Below are 15,853 nucleotides of genomic sequence, written 5' to 3'. Positions count from 1 at the left end.
GGTTCAATCCCTCAAGGTTGCCTGGAATCGCTCTTTTAACGCCGCAACACATTTGGCGACGGTTGCAGCAATCTCATCTTCTTCAAGTGTTCGATGGGTATCTTGTAACGTCAGGCTAATAGCAAGACTCTTATAACCCTCATTTACACCCTTCCCACGATACACGTCAAATAAGTTTACGCCAACTACCTGATTTACGCCAACTTTCTTACACTCGGCGATAATATCCGCTGCAGGCACATTTTCAGCGACCACAACGGCAATATCTCGGCGGTTCGCCGGGAAGCGTGAAATCTCGCGCGCTGCAGGCAATACGCGGTCTGCGAGCTTATCCCAAAGCAGTTCAAAGACTAAGGTGCGACCGTTTAATGAGAGTTTACGTTCCAGCTCAGGATGCACCACTCCGATAAATCCGATTCGTTCACCACGCAAATAAATCGCTGCGCTTTGGCCCGGATGAAGAGCAGAATGCGCTTCGGCGCGGAACTCAATTGCCTCCAGTTTCCCGGTAAGTTCAAGAACCGATTCCAGATCGCCTTTTAAATCATAGAAGTCAACCGTCTGGCGAGCCAGATCCCAATGCTCTTCATAACGGTTACCGCTCAGCACGCCCGCCAGCATCAGATCCTGACGAATGCCCAGATTGGCTTGGGTATCGGGTACAAAACGTAGACCTGATTCAAACAGACGCACGCGACCTTGCTGACGATTCTGGTTGTATACCACCGCCGAGAGCAGACCGCTCCAAAGCGAGAGGCGCATTGCCGACATCTCAACCGAGATCGGGCTTGGCAGCAGCAGGTTTTCTTCACCCGGATGCAGCAACGCCTGCACTTTCGGATCGACGAAGCTGTAAGTGATCGCTTCCTGATAGCCTTTATCCACCAGCATCGCTTTTACCCGCTTCAGCGCTAAGTTCGCCTCACGGTGCTGTGTCATCACCAAACTCGCCTGAACCGGTACATCAGGAATGTTGTTGTAACCATAGATACGGGCAACTTCTTCTACCAAATCCTCTTCAATTGCCATATCAAAACGCCAGCCTGGCGCTACCGCCTGCCACTGGTTATCGCCCACGGTAACGTCGCACCCTAAACGCTGCAGAATATCGGTCACTTCATCATCGGCGATCGCGTGGCCGATTAAGCGATCCAGTTTTTCACGGCGTAAGGTGATGGTGACACGCGGTGGCAATGTGGCCTGATTGGTCACATCAATCACTGGGCCTGCATCGCCGCCACAGATAGCCAGCAATAGACCTGTCGCCCGTTCCATTGCTTGATATTGCAACGCCGGATCAACGCCGCGCTCGTAGCGGTGCGAAGCATCAGTATGCAAACCGTGACGGCGTGCGCGACCGGTAATTGACAGAGGATTAAAGAAAGCACACTCAAACAGGACGTTTTGCGTATCCGCATTCACCCCGGAATGCTCGCCGCCGAAAATGCCGCCCATCGCCAATGCTTTATGATGATCGGCAATCACTAACGTATCGTTATTCAGTTTTGCTTCGGTCCCATCCAGCAGCGTCAGGGTTTCACCCTCTTCCGCCATCCGCACCACGATGCCGCCATCAAGACGGTCGAGATCAAACGCGTGCATCGGCTGGCCGAGTTCAAGCAGCACATAGTTGGTGATATCCACCACCGGGTCGATGGAACGAATGCCGCAACGGCGCAGTTTCTCTTTCATCCATAACGGTGTGGCTGCTTTGACGTTGATACCTTTCACCACACGCCCTAAATAACGTGGGCAGGCTTCGGTTGCATCAACACGGATCGGGAAAGTATCAGCAATCGTTGCCGCCACCGGCGCAATCTCGGGCTGGTTCAACGGCAGCTTATTCAACACCGCCACGTCACGCGCCACGCCAAGAATGCCTAAACAGTCAGCACGGTTAGGCGTTACGCTGATTTCAATGGTGTTATCGTTCAACTGCAGATAGTCACGAATATCGACACCGATTGGCGCATCTGCAGGTAACTCAATGATACCGCTGTGATCGTCGGAAATACCCAGTTCAGAAAAGGAGCACAGCATTCCTTCTGACGGTTCGCCACGCAGTTTGGCGGCTTTAATTTTAAAATCCCCCGGCAACACTGCGCCCACCGTGGCCACCGCCACCTTTAACCCCTGACGACAATTCGGCGCGCCGCAAACGATATCCAACAGGCGCTCGCCGCCGACATTAACTTTTGTCACACGCAATTTATCGGCGTTCGGATGTTGACCGCACTCGACCACTTCACCCACCACCACGCCGTGGAACGCACCGGCCACCGCATCAACGCCGTCAACCTCCAGGCCAGCCATGGTGATTTGTTCAGATAACGCTTCACTGTCAATGGCGGGGTTTACCCATTCGCGTAACCAGAGTTCACTGAATTTCATTGGTCAAACCTGCCCTTATTTAAACTGTTTGAGGAAACGTAAATCATTTTCGAAAAATGCGCGGAGATCGGTCACGCCATAGCGCAGCATCGTTAAACGCTCCATGCCCATGCCAAACGCAAAACCAGAATAGATTTCAGGATCGATACCAACATTGCGCAGTACGTTCGGATGCACCATGCCGCAGCCCAACACTTCCAGCCATTTACCGTTTTTACCCATGACGTCCACTTCTGCGGAAGGTTCAGTAAACGGAAAATAGGAGGGACGGAAACGAATTTGTAAATCCTCTTCAAAGAAGTTACGCAAGAAGTCGTGCAACGTGCCTTTCAGATTGGTGAAACTGATATTTTTATCGACAATCAGCCCTTCCATCTGATGGAACATCGGCGTGTGGGTCTGATCGTAATCGTTACGATAGACACGGCCCGGCGCGATGATACGAATCGGCGGCTGTTGGTTTTTCATGGTACGAATCTGGACGCCGGAGGTTTGGGTACGCAACAGGCGTGTGGCGTCAAACCAGAACGTGTCGTGATCGGCACGCGCCGGGTGATGGCCCGGAATATTCAGCGCATCAAAGTTATGGTAATCATCTTCAATTTCCGGCCCGGTCGCGACCGCGAAACCTAACTCTCCGAAAAAGGTTTCAATCCGATCAATAGTGCGGGTGACCGGATGCAGGCCACCATTTTCTACCCGCCGCCCCGGCAGAGAAACGTCAATCGTCTCGGCTGCCAGACGTGCGTTCAGCACCGCAGACTCCAGCGCCTCTTTACGCGCATTCAACGCTTCCTGGACTTGCTGTTTCGCCTGGTTAATTACCGCGCCTGCTGCCGGACGCTCTTCCGCCGGTAAGTCGCGTAGTGTATTCATCTGAAGGGTCAGATGGCCTTTCTTACCCAAATACTCGACGCGCACCAAGTCTAACGCGGCAACGTCGCTGGCTTGATCAATAGCCGCCGTGGCACTGGTCACCAGTTCAGCGAGATGTGGCATGTTTCCTCTTCTTCCAGCCCGCATGGCTGGTCTGATTTATTGGGACAGAAGTCCGGGTGTTCTGTCGCTATACCCGTCATCCTTCAAAAGGTATAAAAATAAAAAAGCCTCCACGAGGGAGGCTTTCGGCGCGATTTTTCGTTTCTTTTCTTATGCGCAAAAGCCCCCGAATTTCAGGTGCTAAAGTAAAAAAAGAAACGGAAAAGAGCAGCGTGCATGCTTGCGTTACCTTATGGCTATGCTTAACGCCTATATTGAACTTCGCGTGGCCCAAAAAGTCAATATTTTGCAGATGGTTATAGAACAAAAGAGGGAGCAAAGCTCCCTCTTTCGCCTGACTTACGCCAGTGCTGATTTCGCTTTTTCTACCAGGGCAGAGAATGCCACTTTGTCGAAAACGGCGATGTCAGCCAGAATCTTACGGTCGATTTCGATCGAAGCCTTTTTCAGGCCATTGATGAAACGGCTGTAAGAAATACCGTTCTGACGGGCTGCAGCGTTGATACGCGCAATCCACAGTTGACGGAACTGACGCTTACGTTGACGACGGTCGCGGTAAGCATACTGACCAGCTTTGATAACGGCCTGGAAAGCAACGCGGTAAACACGAGAACGTGCACCGTAGTAGCCTTTAGCCTGTTTTAAGATTTTTTTGTGACGTGCGCGAGCAATTACACCACGTTTTACGCGAGCCATGTGAGCTCTCCTGTTTTATATTCTGATTGGTGCCCTTCCACGTTCCACGGCAAAGCCGCAACGGAAACGCGAACCGGGCGAAAAAAATTAACTTATGCGTACGGCAGGCAGGCTACTACCAAGCCCAGATCGCCTTTAGACACCATGCCCTTCGGACGCAGGTGACGTTTACGCTTAGTTGATTTTTTGGTCAGAATATGACGCAGGTTTGCGTGCTTACGCTTGAAGCCGCCAGAAGCGGTCTTCTTGAAGCGCTTAGCCGCGCCACGTACAGTTTTAATCTTTGGCATTTAAAAAATATCCACTTCGCATTGTTAATCAAATGAATCAGACAGGTGAAACACGCCGCATCGCACAAGGCCATGCGGAGTGATTACTTGGAAACCTACTGTTTCTTCTTAGGAGCGAGCACCATGATCATCTGGCGGCCTTCGATCTTCGAAGGGAAGGATTCGACAATGGCCAAATCCAGATCTTCACACAGATCTTTACGGACGCGATTAAGCACTTCCATACCGATCTGCTGGTGCGCCATTTCACGACCGCGAAAACGCAGCGTGATTTTGGCTTTATCGCCATCTTCCAGAAAGCGAATCAGGTTGCGTAGTTTGACCTGATAGTCGCCATCATCGGTACCAGGACGGAATTTAATTTCCTTAACCTGGATAACTTTTTGCTTCTTCTTCTGTTCCTTAGAAGATTTGCTTTTTTCGTAGAGGAACTTGCCGTAATCCATAATCCGGCATACAGGCGGTTCGGCGTTAGGGCTGATTTCTACTAAATCAACACCAGCTTCTTCAGCTTTTTCAATAGCTTCGCGTAAAGTAACAATACCAAGCTGCTCGCCTTCGACGCCTGTCAGACGCACCTCGGTAGCACGGATTTCACCGTTAATACGATTGGGACGCGTCGGTTGAACTCGTTTTCCGCCTTTAATACTTTATTCCTCCAATTGATGAAGATTGCGGCTGCGAATCTCTTGTTGCAGCTTCTCGATAACATCATTTACGCCCATAGTTCCCAGGTCTTTACCACGGCGGGTGCGAACGGCAACCAAGCCTGCTTCCACCTCTTTATCACCACAGACCAGCATATAAGGGACACGACGTAAAGTGTGCTCGCGGATTTTAAAGCCAATCTTCTCGTTTCTCAAGTCCGCTTTTACACGAATTCCCGCATTCTGCAATTTACGGGTCAATTCTGTGACATATTCGGACTGACCATCGGTGATATTCATAATCACCACTTGAACCGGCGCCAGCCATGTTGGGAAGAACCCGGCGTACTCTTCGGTCAAAATCCCGATAAAGCGTTCCATCGAACCCAAAATAGCGCGGTGAATCATCACCGGCACCTGACGTTCGTTATTTTCGCCGACATAAGACGCGCTTAGGCGCTCCGGCAATGAGAAGTCAAGCTGCACAGTACCACATTGCCACGCACGATCCAGGCAATCATGCAGGGTGAATTCAATCTTAGGACCATAAAATGCCCCTTCGCCCGGCTGATACTCAAACGGAATGCCGTTTTCATTTAACGCTTCCGCCAAATCAACCTCAGCACGATCCCACATTTCATCGCTGCCGATACGTTTTTCAGGACGAGTAGACAACTTCACCACGATTTTTTCAAAACCGAAGGTGCTGTACATGTCATACACCATCTTGATGCAGCTATTTACTTCGTCACGGACTTGATCTTCAGTACAGAAGATGTGCGCATCATCTTGGGTAAAACCACGGACACGCATCAAGCCATGCAGTGCGCCCGAAGGCTCATTGCGGTGACAACTACCAAACTCCGCCATCCGTAATGGCAAGTCGCGGTAAGATTTTAGACCCTGATTGAAAATTTGCACGTGTCCGGGGCAATTCATCGGCTTAATGCAGTATTCGCGGTTTTCCGATGAAGTGGTAAACATCGCCTCTTTGTAGTTTTCCCAGTGGCCGGTTTTTTCCCACAACACGCGGTCCATCATGAACGGACCTTTCACTTCCTGGTACTGATACTCTTTCAGCTTAGTACGGACAAACACTTCCAATTCGCGGAACACAGTCCAGCCATCATTGTGCCAAAACACCATGCCTGGCGCCTCTTCCTGCATATGGTAGAGGTCAAGCTGCTTCCCGATTTTACGGTGATCGCGTTTTGCCGCTTCTTCCAGACGCTGCAGATACGCATTTAACTGCTTTTTATCCGCCCAGGCGGTACCGTAAATACGTTGCAGCATTTTATTATTGCTGTCGCCACGCCAGTAAGCGCCGGAGGTTTTCTGCAATTTAAAATGGTGGCAGAAACGCATATTCGGCACATGCGGGCCGCGACACATATCAACGTATTCTTCGTGATGGTACAGCCCCGGACGATCATCGTGGCTGATATTTTCGTCGAGAATGGTGGTCTTGTAGCTTTCGCCACGGGCGGCGAACACATCGCGCGCTTCCTGCCAACTCACCTTCTTCTTGATGACGTCGTAATTTTTCTCTGCCAGCTCGTGCATACGTTTTTCCAGCAGATCGACATCTTCCTGGGTCAGCGTATGGTCAAGGTCTACATCGTAATAGAAGCCATTATCGATCACCGGCCCGATAGCCATTTTCGTGTTAGGCCACAACTGCTTAATCGCATGACCGAGTAAGTGCGCGCAGGAGTGACGGATAATCTCTAACCCGGCTTCATCTTTCGCTGTGATAATCGCCACGCTAGCATCGGTGGTAATTGGATCGATAGCATCCACCAACTCGCCGTTTACCCGCCCGGCAATACAGGCTTTCGCCAGCCCCGGACCAATATCCTGCGCAATATCCATTACGCTGACCGCGCCATCATAAACACGCTGACTTCCATCAGGAAGAGTAATAACAGGCATTTCATATCCTTAATTGCAGTGGTAACCCACACCAAAGGCTACATGCAAAAGTGAGTTTGGGTTTATTTATCAAAAATTACCCACCAAAACTGGCCCACAATTGCCAATTTGGTACGTAGCCGAAGATCTTTTCCGTCGCCCACGACCGGGTAATTATTGAAGAGGCAATATATTACACGTTCATTTCATGATGTTAAACCAGCACGGCAAAACTGTTTGTTAAACCGGCAAAATCGTCGCTCAGATCGCCCAACCTCATCGGACCACACAAAAAGCTCATTATTAAATTGTACAGATTCAAAATCATTGTATAAGTTTGTCGTGGGTGAATCATCACCCGGTAACGAAAGGTGCGCTGCACCGCCTCTGAAGGTGCACCGGATTTCCACCTTCAGAGGTTTCTTTTTTTATGATCTGGCACAGATCCGCCCCCATCCATTTTTCGCCCCGGACTGCTCCGTTTGGCGAGTAAGAGGCAAACACCATGCAAGACGTAGCGGCTAGCGCAAGGCAAATTACCGATTATTTTAACAATGCAGGCGATTTACTGAAAACCGAAGGCGAAGTGATTAAGCAAATCGTGGCCGATTTGCGCCGCCGTAAGAGCGCCTTTTCCAATAAAGACATCATCATTTGTTTGCTGGAGAAGCTGGAGACAGAATCTGACGTTGTACAACTGGATATTTACCGTCATGCGCTGGAAATGGTGGTGCAACAAACACCGGATGACTTAAGCGCGTAACTGCTATCACACGCCGTATTTAATAACGGGCTGCCCATTAGGCAGCCCGTTTTGCATTACATCGCGTAGGACAGTAATACCGAGGTTTTGGTATCGGTATGGTCCGGCGCCGAATCAGGCGGATCCTGGTTCCAGGTGACGTTATACGCCAGCTTCAACGAGAAGTGGTCGTTAATCGCAACCTGCAGGCCAGTTTCGGAGTTAACGGTAGTATCGTCACTACCCAGCACTGACACCCCCTGAATGAACTTGGTGGTATCGGTAAGCTGCCATTGGTAGCTTAATGCGCCGTAAGCCAGCGCCTGGGTTTGGTGGCCGCCCTCATGGAAATCATCGTAACGCACGCCTGGACCGGCTTCCACCCGCAGAGAGTGTACCGGGCCGTTCAAAATCTGGCGCCCATAACCTGCTGCAAAGAAGGTACGACCATCATAACCATTCAAACGATCGCTTAACCAGCTTGCCTGACCAAACAGGTAATCATAGTCGGTCATGTTATAACGGGTACGCCCGCCGACCTGATACGTTTCTGATGCACGCTCATCGTTCGACGAGGTGTTCGACGCGTTACCCCACAGACTATACGCAGTATTAGGTTGATACCACGTCATATTCGTTTGTGCTGAAAGAGACGAACTGGTGGTGTTGCCACTTTGCGCCAAATAACCCGCGGAGGCGCTGCCTTCAAAAGGCTTCTTTGCCGTAGAAGGATCATCCATGGAGGTAAACACGTTATTATCAGCCAGAGCCTGGTGACAAAATGCTCCCGCAGAGAGCAAAAGGATTGCAGACAGCTTGTTAAGCGCTTTCATTAAATGTGACCCGTACGACAGTTTTAAAAGGGTTGAGTCTGAAGCGTTTTAAAGGACAATCAACGCCATTTACGGTAATTTTTGTAAAAAAGTATTAAATCGCTCTTTTTCCTAAGCATCCTGGCTGGCACGCTCCATTAATGGGATTCATCTCATTAACGGCGCGCATTATAGAGGGTAATTAACCGTGAAACACGGGCTTTTCTATAAGAATGTTCCTGAGCAGCACGCAATGCTGTGTCCGCAGCGTTACGGTGCTAATCTCTACCCGCTTCCCACCGGTTCTTTTGGTGCAGCCGTCTCTACAACGCACTTTCTGACGCACGGTAAACGCCTGCGCTAACGCATTCCCGTCACCTCTCATTCGCCCCATCGTCCATGATGGTCTACGCTAAAAATTCTTTCGATAACAACGAGGTGAATCATGAACGCAACCAGCGTTAATCGTTACATTGTCACGTTACGTTATGATGAACAGGGCCTGTCCGATATTCTTGAACTAACCAGTGCGATGGTAAACGGCGGTTTTGACACCACCATGAGTGATGCCGATGGCAAGCCCCATGAGTTAGGAACCAACAGTTACGGGATTGTCAGCGCCCTAACTCAGCAAGAAATTCAGCAACAAGCGCAAGGCCTTGGCGAAATGGTGCTGAAACACAAACCAGAAGTTGAAGTCCAAACGCTGGAAGCGTTTTTAAAACAGCAGAAATGATGCTGCGACGGTAACCGTCAGCCAACCATTGCGCGCAAGCGCTGGCTTTGTGTGAAATTTAAGCGTTACAATTGACATTACGCAGCGAAAAAGAGGAATACCCAATGTGGTCAGCCATTAGTCGTCTGTTGAGTGAACAGTTAGGAAACGCGGAGATTAGTCAACGCACCGAGCTTGCCGGAGGGGATGTTCATACCACCTGGCGCCTCCGTTACGGCGAATATGAGGTATTCGTCAAATGTAATAGCCGCGACATGCTCACCCTCTTCACCTGGGAAGCCGACCAGCTTGCATTGCTGGCGCGCAGCCAAACCGTTCGTGTACCACAGGTTTATGGCGTGGGCAGCGATCGGGATTACAGTTTCTTATTGCTGGAGTATCTACCGGTTAAACCGCTGGATGCTCACAGCGCCTGGCAATTGGGGCAGCAGTTAGCCAAATTGCATCAGTGGAGTGAACAACCCCAGTTCGGCCTTGATTTCGATAACAATATCACTACCTCCCCTCAGCCTAACAGTTGGTTGCGACGCTGGTCGGTGTTCTTTGCTGAGCAACGGATCGGCTGGCAACTCCAGTTAGCGGCGGAAAAAGGCATCCAGTATGGTGATATGGAGGTGATCGTCGATTGCGTACAGCGTGCGCTAGCCAGCCACCACCCGCAGCCCTCGCTACTTCATGGCGATTTGTGGCCGGCAAATTGTGCCGGCAGCGACAGTGGTCCATGGATTTTTGATCCCGCCTGCTACTGGGGCGATCGGGAATGCGACTTGGCAATGTTACCGTGGTTTTCCGCGTTGCCGCCGCAAATCTATGATGGCTATCAGTCCGTCTGGCCTTTACCGGCCGGTTTCCTGGAGCGTCAACCGATTTATCAACTCTATTATTTGCTTAACCGCGCCAATGTGTTCGGCGGGAGCTGGTTGGGAGAAGCGCAGCGGGCGATTGGTGCGCTGCTTGAGCAAGACGAGTTAGGTAAAAGTCAGGCCAGGCCGGCCTGACTGGCGCTAGTTACGGCTAAATAAACCCAACCAGTTTCAACACAAAATACCCGACGACGGCAATAATCACCGGCAAAATATAGAGCGGGAATATTTGCAGAAAGATCGTGTGGCGCGGTACCACAATTTTCGCCTCCAGTTCCTGGCGACTGCGCCCTTCGCTGCCCTTGGCATTTTCCAGAATCATTTGATCTTCTACTCCTTCCTTGAGGTGGCGTGACTGACGCCACATCCGCGCGCCTGAAGCCTGCAGCGCCAACCCAACAAAAATCAAAATATAGATAATCCAGAACAACGCATCACTGGCGCCATGAAACTCCGGCACCGGCGCATTGCGCCAAAAGAAGCCGAGAAAAGGCGTGTTGAAGCGAATCATATCAATCATAACATGCACAAAATCGAGCATTACCGCATCAATACCCGGTTTTTTTTCACTGTGTCTGAACATAAAGCTCAGCAGAGAAATCAACGTCGATAGCAGCGCCGGAATAAAGATAATCCAGCCAATAATGCGTTTAAGGATGGCGACTCTGCCAGCCTGTTGATAAGTCATGGTTTCTCCTTGCACCTTTCGTTTGGCAATAAGTCTACCCCGACTACATCAAAAGCGCCTGGAAAATATCAGCCATTCGCGTAGCAGGCGGCTCATTCACCCCGGGTTGCGCTTCATGATAAGGTGTTGCAAAACCATAAAATGGAGTTGTTGTATGTCTTATTCTCGCCCCGTGCTTGCCGCGATCTTTGATATGGACGGCCTGTTGGTCGATTCTGAGCCTTTATGGGATCGCGCCGAGCGGGATATTTTAGCCACGCTGGATATTGATTTATCGCGCGCCGGTGAGTTGCCGGATACGCTGGGGTTACGCATCGATCAAGTGGTGCGGATGTGGTATGAAACCGTACCGTGGAACGGCCCAAGCCTGCCAGAAGTCACACAGCGGATTATTACCCGGGCGATTAATTTGGTAGAAGAAACCCGTCCGCTGTTACCCGGCGTTGAGCACGCTTTGCAGTTGTGCCATGCCAATGGGTTAAAAGTGGGCCTCGCTTCTGCCTCTCCGTTGCATATGCTGGAACGCGTGCTTGAGTTGTTCAATTTACGCCACTATTTCGCGGTAGTGGCTTCTGCCGAAGCGTTGCCTTATAGCAAGCCGCATCCGCAGGTTTATCTTGATGCTGCTGCAGGCCTCGGTGTCGACCCGCTTAACTGCGTGACACTGGAAGACTCGGTTAACGGTATGGTGGCGACCAAAGCGGCGCGTATGCGTTCGATTGTCGTTCCGGCAGCGGAATACCGCGATGACAAGCGTTGGGCGTTAGCGGACGTCAAGCTTGGCTCGCTAGAGCAACTCGCACGGCAACACCTGGTCGGCTAAGGTTTACCGCCCCCTGTTTAGCAATAATTTGCGGCCGCGCCGGGTGCGGCCCGATTTATTTTCAACAAATATGATCTGCCTGACAAAATAAATAAAACGCCATTTCATTTTTATTGAATTCACATCCCATCGTGCCTATGATGCCGTTATCGCCCCGTGTAAACCACGGTTACACCTGATAACCCGCACATCGGAGAGGCATCGACATGCACGTTCGTCAAAGCATCCATAGCGATCACGCTAAACAGTTAGATACCGACGGTCTGCGCCGCGAGTTCCTGATTGAAAAGATTTTCGACGCTGACAATTACACCATGACTTACAACCATATTGACCGAATTATTATTGGCGGCGTAATGCCGGTGCATCAAAGCGTCACCATTGGCAGTGAGGTTGGGAAACAACTGGGCGTCAGTTATTTTCTTGAGCGTCGTGAATTAGGCGTTATCAACATTGGCGGCCCTGGCCTCATTGAAGTTGATGGTAAAACTTGGGAGATCGGCCATCAGGAAGCGTTGTATGTCGGGATGGGCGCGCAGTCAGTAGTATTTAAAAGCAGTGATGCCAGTAAACCGGCGAAGTTTTATTACAACAGCGCTCCGGCCCATACCACCTGGCCAAACAAAAAAATCACCCTGCAAGAAGCTTCGTCAGCCACGCTGGGCGCTGCGGAAACCAGTAACCGCCGCACCATCAACAAATTCATCGTGCCGGATGTGTTACCCACCTGCCAGCTAACCATGGGGTTAACCAAACTGGAAGACGGTAACCTGTGGAATACCATGCCTTGTCATACCCACGAACGCCGTATGGAAGTCTACTTCTACTTTGATATGGATGAGGATACCGCGGTGTTCCATATGATGGGGCAACCACAAGAAACCCGTCACTTATTGGTACACAACGAGCAGGCGGTGATTTCACCAAGCTGGTCCATTCACGCGGGCGTGGGGACCAAACGCTATACCTTTATTTGGGGAATGGTCGGTGAAAACCAGGTATTCGATGATATGGATCACGTTAAAGTGAGCGAACTGCGCTAAGCATATCGATCAGCCCTGGCGGCTGTTCGAATGACAGGAACAGGAAGGAAGCGAAGTATGATTCTTAATGCATTTAATCTTGAAGGCAAAGTGGCGCTGATTACCGGTTGCAATACTGGATTAGGTCAGGGAATGGCTCTCGGGCTGGCGCAGGCCGGGTGTGACATTATTGGCGTCAATCGCTCCGGCCCCGATGATACTCAGGCGCAGGTTGAAGCGCTTGGGCGGCGTTTTTACAGCATTGATGCCGATCTAACCGATACGGGTTGTGTGACGCGGGTAGTAGAAGAAGCGGTTCAGGCGTTTGGGCGCCTTGATATTCTGGTCAATAATGCCGGTATCATTCGCCGCGCGGACGCCATTGAGTTCAGCGAACAAGACTGGGATGATGTGATGAATATCAATAGCAAAACGGTATTCTTCCTTTCGCAGGCGGTTGCCCGTCAATTTATCCACCAGGGCCAGGGCGGTAAGATCATCAATATTGCGTCAATGCTCTCCTTCCAGGGCGGTATTCGGGTTCCGTCATACACCGCGTCGAAAAGCGCAGTCATGGGCCTCACCCGCCTGATGGCGAATGAGTGGGCGAAACATAATATCAATGTGAACGCTATCGCGCCCGGCTATATGGCAACCAATAACACCGAGCAATTACGCAGCGATGAAGAGCGTAATCAAGAGATTCTCGGCCGTATTCCTGCCGGACGTTGGGGTAAGCCGGACGATATGAGCGGCCCGGTGGTTTTCCTGGCGTCCAGCGCGGCAGATTATGTTAACGGCTACACGCTGGCAGTCGATGGCGGTTGGCTGGCGCGCTAATTACCTAAGGTCGCGGTTTCACGCCGGTTATCGCGACCGTTCTGATGGATACTGCTGCCCCTTTATTTATTTTTCGTTACAGCGTCACCCATTCCTTTCTACTGTATAAATCCCCTATACTGGATGCATCGACAGCCATGTATCCGAGTTTCCTGATGACCGCCGAAGGCCATGTTATTTTCGCGATTGCCAGCGCTATCTTTGCCAAACGTGCGGAGCTAACCCCGGCGCTGGCACAAGGGGATTGGTGGCATATTCTCCCGGCAGTGCTGCTGACCTGCCTGTTACCGGATATTGATCATCCTAAATCAGTGCTTGGGCAACGTTTAAAATGGATCTCACAGCCGATAGCCCGCCTGTTTGGGCACCGCGGCTTTACCCATAGCCTGCTGGCGGTGCTTGGCGCACTGGCGCTGTTCCATTTACACATGCCGCGCGACGGTTGGCTACCGGCCGATGCTTTTCAGGGCATGGTGCTGGGCTATCTAAGCCATATTGCTGCCGACATGTTGACGCCCGCAGGCGTGCCGTTGCTGTGGCCATGCCGCTGGCGTTTCCGTTTGCCGCTGTTAAATAGTCAAAAAGGGAACCAGTTAGAGCGCGCGTTATGCCTGGGTTTGGTGGGTTATGCATTGTGGTTTCCGGCGGGCATGCCGCCTTTTGGTGCAACGGGTTGGCCCGCGCAAGTCATTAATAACCTGGAAAATACTTTCATTCGGTTAATTAATCACCCATAAGCGCATAAAACAGACAATAACCAGCGAAAAGTTATATCCCATTCCTTTTGGTTCTAAGGTTGCACCAAAACGAACTGTTACCATGATCACACTGGCGCAATGTCCTGCGCGATAAAAATTATCATGACTTACACCTACCACAGCGTCTTGTCGTGGATAGGTAGCTAACGGAGAACCAGGATGAACTTACCGCTCATTCTTAATATTGTGGCGTTTGTGGCGCTACTTCTGCTTCTGGCAAAAACCGGAAAGTCTAACTGGAGCCTGGCGAAAAAGGTTCTTACAGGCCTACTCTTCGGCGTGATTTTCGGCTTCGCCTTACAGGTGATTTACGGTGAAAATGCGCCAATAGTGAAAGCGTCAATTGAGTGGTTCAATATCGTCGGTAACGGCTATGTGCAGTTGTTACAGATGATTGTAATGCCGCTGGTCTTTGCCTCTATCCTGAGCGCGGTCGCGCGCCTGCACAATGCCTCTTCGCTGGGTAAAATTAGCCTGCTGACCATTGGTGTGCTGCTGTTTACCACCGCGATTGCCGCCTTAGTTGGGGTGTTTGTTACCCAACTGTTTGGCCTCACCGCCGAAGGTTTGGTTCAGGGAAGCCAAGAGACTGCACGTCTCGCCGCGCTGCAAAACAATTATGTGGGCAAGGTGGCCGATCTGACTGTGCCGCAATTGCTGCTCTCTTTTGTACCGAAGAACCCCTTTGCCGATTTAACCGGCGCCAGCCCAACGTCAATCATCAGCGTGGTAATTTTTGCGGCATTCCTTGGCGTTGCCGCACTGCAACTGCTGAAAGATGATAGTGAGAAAGGCCAGCGCGTACTGGTCGCGATCGATACGCTACAGTCGCTGGTCATGAAGCTGGTGCGTTTAATCATGAAGCTGACGCCGTATGGCGTTCTGGCCCTAATGACTAAAGTGGTCGCCGGCTCTAATCTGCATGACATTGTTAAGCTAGGCGGTTTCGTGGTCGCCTCTTATCTGGGCCTGGCGATTATGTTTGCCGTGCATGGGTTACTGCTGTCGGTTAATGGTATTAATCCCCTGCGCTTTTTCCGCAAAGTCTGGCCGGTGATCACCTTCGCGTTCACCAGCCGCTCCAGCGCCGCCACCATTCCGCTGAACGTGGAAGCGCAGACTCTGCGCCTTGGCGTACCGGAATCGATCGCCAGCTTCTCGGCCTCCTTTGGCGCCACCATTGGTCAGAACGGTTGCGCCGGTCTCTATCCGACGATGCTGGCGGTAATGGTCGCGCCAACGGTTGGGATTAACCCGCTCGACCCGGTTTGGATTGCAACCCTGGTCGGCATCGTTACCCTCAGTTCAGCCGGTGTTGCTGGCGTAGGCGGCGGCGCAACCTTCGCCGCGCTGATGGTGCTGCCCGCAATGGGGCTGCCGGTCACCCTCGTCGCGTTGTTGATCTCAATAGAACCGCTGATTGATATGGGGCGTACCGCGCTGAATGTGAATGGCTCGATGACCGCCGGTTCACTGACCAGCCACTGGCTACGTCAGACAGATAAATCAGTGCTTAATCAGGATGAGCCTACCGAACTGGCACATCGCTAACCATTCTAATGATGACTTAGGGCCGAATTCCGGCCCTTTTTTTTGCCCCGACACAGAAAATTACATCCTTTCTTTCACGCTCGC

17 protein-coding genes and 1 other annotated feature are annotated in these 15,853 nt (G+C 51.2%); of the genes, 8 read left to right on the top strand and 9 right to left on the bottom strand.

Annotated features, from left to right (window positions below; genetic code table 11):
- Window positions 1-3: 3 nt before the first annotated feature.
- From pheT to thrS, 7 genes are all read right to left on the bottom strand, one after another.
- Complete coding sequence (pheT, locus tag PMPD1_RS10490; protein WP_173633984.1) at window positions 4-2,391, bottom strand: phenylalanine--tRNA ligase subunit beta; 2,388 nt, start codon at window positions 2,389-2,391, stop codon at window positions 4-6.
- Window positions 2,392-2,406: 15 nt separating this feature from the next.
- Window positions 2,407-3,390, bottom strand: coding sequence for a phenylalanine--tRNA ligase subunit alpha (pheS, locus tag PMPD1_RS10485; protein ID WP_173633983.1), 984 nt, complete (start codon window positions 3,388-3,390; stop codon window positions 2,407-2,409).
- Window positions 3,391-3,487: 97 nt separating this feature from the next.
- Window positions 3,488-3,613 (bottom strand) — a sequence feature (Phe leader region).
- Entirely contained in the window at window positions 3,564-3,608 is a 45-nt protein-coding gene (pheM, locus tag PMPD1_RS10480) for a pheST operon leader peptide PheM (RefSeq protein WP_170870447.1), read from the bottom strand. It overlaps the preceding feature by 45 nt.
- A 116-nt stretch (window positions 3,614-3,729) precedes the next feature.
- Window positions 3,730-4,086 carry a 50S ribosomal protein L20 gene (gene rplT / locus PMPD1_RS10475; RefSeq protein ID WP_038626360.1) on the bottom strand — a complete coding sequence of 119 codons (357 nt, stop codon included), beginning with the start codon at window positions 4,084-4,086 and terminating at the stop codon, window positions 3,730-3,732.
- A 92-nt stretch (window positions 4,087-4,178) separates the two neighbouring features.
- Complete coding sequence (gene rpmI, locus PMPD1_RS10470; protein ID WP_006118955.1) at window positions 4,179-4,376, bottom strand: 50S ribosomal protein L35; 198 nt, start codon at window positions 4,374-4,376, stop codon at window positions 4,179-4,181.
- Between the two features lie 95 nt (window positions 4,377-4,471).
- A complete protein-coding gene (infC, locus tag PMPD1_RS10465; RefSeq protein WP_173636185.1) occupies window positions 4,472-5,023 on the bottom strand; it encodes a translation initiation factor IF-3 in 552 nt (183 codons plus the stop codon).
- Between the two features lie 3 nt (window positions 5,024-5,026).
- Window positions 5,027-6,955 carry a threonine--tRNA ligase gene (gene thrS / locus PMPD1_RS10460; RefSeq protein ID WP_173633982.1) on the bottom strand — a complete coding sequence of 643 codons (1,929 nt, stop codon included), beginning with the start codon at window positions 6,953-6,955 and terminating at the stop codon, window positions 5,027-5,029.
- A 484-nt stretch (window positions 6,956-7,439) separates the two neighbouring features.
- Here thrS and PMPD1_RS10455 point away from each other — a divergent pair, with 484 nt between their 5' ends.
- A complete protein-coding gene (locus PMPD1_RS10455; RefSeq protein WP_173633981.1) occupies window positions 7,440-7,697 on the top strand; it encodes a biofilm/acid-resistance regulator YmgB/AriR in 258 nt (85 codons plus the stop codon).
- Between the two features lie 56 nt (window positions 7,698-7,753).
- Here PMPD1_RS10455 and PMPD1_RS10450 read toward each other — a convergent pair whose 3' ends face one another.
- Window positions 7,754-8,509 (bottom strand): DUF481 domain-containing protein, encoded by a 756-nt coding sequence (locus PMPD1_RS10450; RefSeq protein ID WP_173633980.1) that lies wholly within the window; start codon window positions 8,507-8,509, stop codon window positions 7,754-7,756.
- 424 nt (window positions 8,510-8,933) lie between these two features.
- Between PMPD1_RS10450 and ghoS the strand changes: the two genes are divergently transcribed.
- The gene (gene ghoS / locus PMPD1_RS10445; RefSeq protein WP_173633979.1) at window positions 8,934-9,224 is read left to right on the top strand and encodes a type V toxin-antitoxin system endoribonuclease antitoxin GhoS; all 291 of its coding nucleotides are present in this window, start codon (window positions 8,934-8,936) and stop codon (window positions 9,222-9,224) included.
- A gap of 104 nt (window positions 9,225-9,328) precedes the next feature.
- Complete coding sequence (locus PMPD1_RS10440) at window positions 9,329-10,222, top strand: fructosamine kinase family protein (RefSeq protein WP_173633978.1); 894 nt, start codon at window positions 9,329-9,331, stop codon at window positions 10,220-10,222.
- Between the two features lie 16 nt (window positions 10,223-10,238).
- On the opposite strand, the gene PMPD1_RS10435 is transcribed toward PMPD1_RS10440, so the two are convergent.
- Window positions 10,239-10,775 carry a YniB family protein gene (locus PMPD1_RS10435; protein ID WP_173633977.1) on the bottom strand — a complete coding sequence of 179 codons (537 nt, stop codon included), beginning with the start codon at window positions 10,773-10,775 and terminating at the stop codon, window positions 10,239-10,241.
- A 154-nt stretch (window positions 10,776-10,929) separates the two neighbouring features.
- Between PMPD1_RS10435 and hxpB the strand changes: the two genes are divergently transcribed.
- The 5 genes from hxpB (at window position 10,930) to PMPD1_RS10410 (ending at window position 15,769) form a co-directional block, all read left to right on the top strand.
- Window positions 10,930-11,598: a hexitol phosphatase HxpB gene (gene hxpB / locus PMPD1_RS10430; protein ID WP_173633976.1), complete on the top strand. Its 669-nt coding sequence runs from the start codon at window positions 10,930-10,932 to the stop codon at window positions 11,596-11,598.
- A gap of 206 nt (window positions 11,599-11,804) precedes the next feature.
- Complete coding sequence (gene kduI, locus PMPD1_RS10425; protein WP_173633975.1) at window positions 11,805-12,641, top strand: 5-dehydro-4-deoxy-D-glucuronate isomerase; 837 nt, start codon at window positions 11,805-11,807, stop codon at window positions 12,639-12,641.
- A gap of 57 nt (window positions 12,642-12,698) precedes the next feature.
- Window positions 12,699-13,460 carry a 2-dehydro-3-deoxy-D-gluconate 5-dehydrogenase KduD gene (gene kduD, locus PMPD1_RS10420; protein WP_173633974.1) on the top strand — a complete coding sequence of 254 codons (762 nt, stop codon included), beginning with the start codon at window positions 12,699-12,701 and terminating at the stop codon, window positions 13,458-13,460.
- 155 nt (window positions 13,461-13,615) lie between these two features.
- Window positions 13,616-14,197 (top strand): metal-dependent hydrolase, encoded by a 582-nt coding sequence (locus tag PMPD1_RS10415; RefSeq protein WP_173636184.1) that lies wholly within the window; start codon window positions 13,616-13,618, stop codon window positions 14,195-14,197.
- A 180-nt stretch (window positions 14,198-14,377) separates the two neighbouring features.
- Window positions 14,378-15,769 carry an L-cystine transporter gene (locus PMPD1_RS10410; protein WP_173633973.1) on the top strand — a complete coding sequence of 464 codons (1,392 nt, stop codon included), beginning with the start codon at window positions 14,378-14,380 and terminating at the stop codon, window positions 15,767-15,769.
- Window positions 15,770-15,853: the final 84 nt, after the last annotated feature.

It is taken from the genome of Paramixta manurensis (assembly GCF_013285385.1).
Taxonomy (GTDB): Bacteria; Pseudomonadota; Gammaproteobacteria; order Enterobacterales; family Enterobacteriaceae; genus Paramixta; species Paramixta manurensis.
Note: the sequence above shows the minus strand (reverse complement) of the source record. Positions and strands in the feature narration are given on the sequence as shown.

Bases quoted from the DNA above. Each gene is read 5' to 3' on its own strand.
- PMPD1_RS10410 (WP_173633973.1), top strand. From the start codon at position 14,378: ATGAACTTACCGCTCATTCTTAATATTGTGGCGTTTGTGGCGCTACTT.
- hxpB (WP_173633976.1), top strand. From the start codon at position 10,930: ATGTCTTATTCTCGCCCCGTGCTTGCCGCGATCTTTGATATGGACGGC.
- PMPD1_RS10440 (WP_173633978.1), top strand. From the start codon at position 9,329: ATGTGGTCAGCCATTAGTCGTCTGTTGAGTGAACAGTTAGGAAACGCG.
- kduI (WP_173633975.1), top strand. From the start codon at position 11,805: ATGCACGTTCGTCAAAGCATCCATAGCGATCACGCTAAACAGTTAGAT.
- PMPD1_RS10455 (WP_173633981.1), top strand. From the start codon at position 7,440: ATGCAAGACGTAGCGGCTAGCGCAAGGCAAATTACCGATTATTTTAAC.
- pheS (WP_173633983.1), bottom strand. From the start codon at position 3,390: ATGCCACATCTCGCTGAACTGGTGACCAGTGCCACGGCGGCTATTGAT.
- thrS (WP_173633982.1), bottom strand. From the start codon at position 6,955: ATGCCTGTTATTACTCTTCCTGATGGAAGTCAGCGTGTTTATGATGGC.
- pheT (WP_173633984.1), bottom strand. From the start codon at position 2,391: ATGAAATTCAGTGAACTCTGGTTACGCGAATGGGTAAACCCCGCCATT.
- PMPD1_RS10450 (WP_173633980.1), bottom strand. From the start codon at position 8,509: ATGAAAGCGCTTAACAAGCTGTCTGCAATCCTTTTGCTCTCTGCGGGA.
- rplT (WP_038626360.1), bottom strand. From the start codon at position 4,086: ATGGCTCGCGTAAAACGTGGTGTAATTGCTCGCGCACGTCACAAAAAA.
- ghoS (WP_173633979.1), top strand. From the start codon at position 8,934: ATGAACGCAACCAGCGTTAATCGTTACATTGTCACGTTACGTTATGAT.
- rpmI (WP_006118955.1), bottom strand. From the start codon at position 4,376: ATGCCAAAGATTAAAACTGTACGTGGCGCGGCTAAGCGCTTCAAGAAG.
- PMPD1_RS10415 (WP_173636184.1), top strand. From the start codon at position 13,616: ATGACCGCCGAAGGCCATGTTATTTTCGCGATTGCCAGCGCTATCTTT.
- PMPD1_RS10435 (WP_173633977.1), bottom strand. From the start codon at position 10,775: ATGACTTATCAACAGGCTGGCAGAGTCGCCATCCTTAAACGCATTATT.
- kduD (WP_173633974.1), top strand. From the start codon at position 12,699: ATGATTCTTAATGCATTTAATCTTGAAGGCAAAGTGGCGCTGATTACC.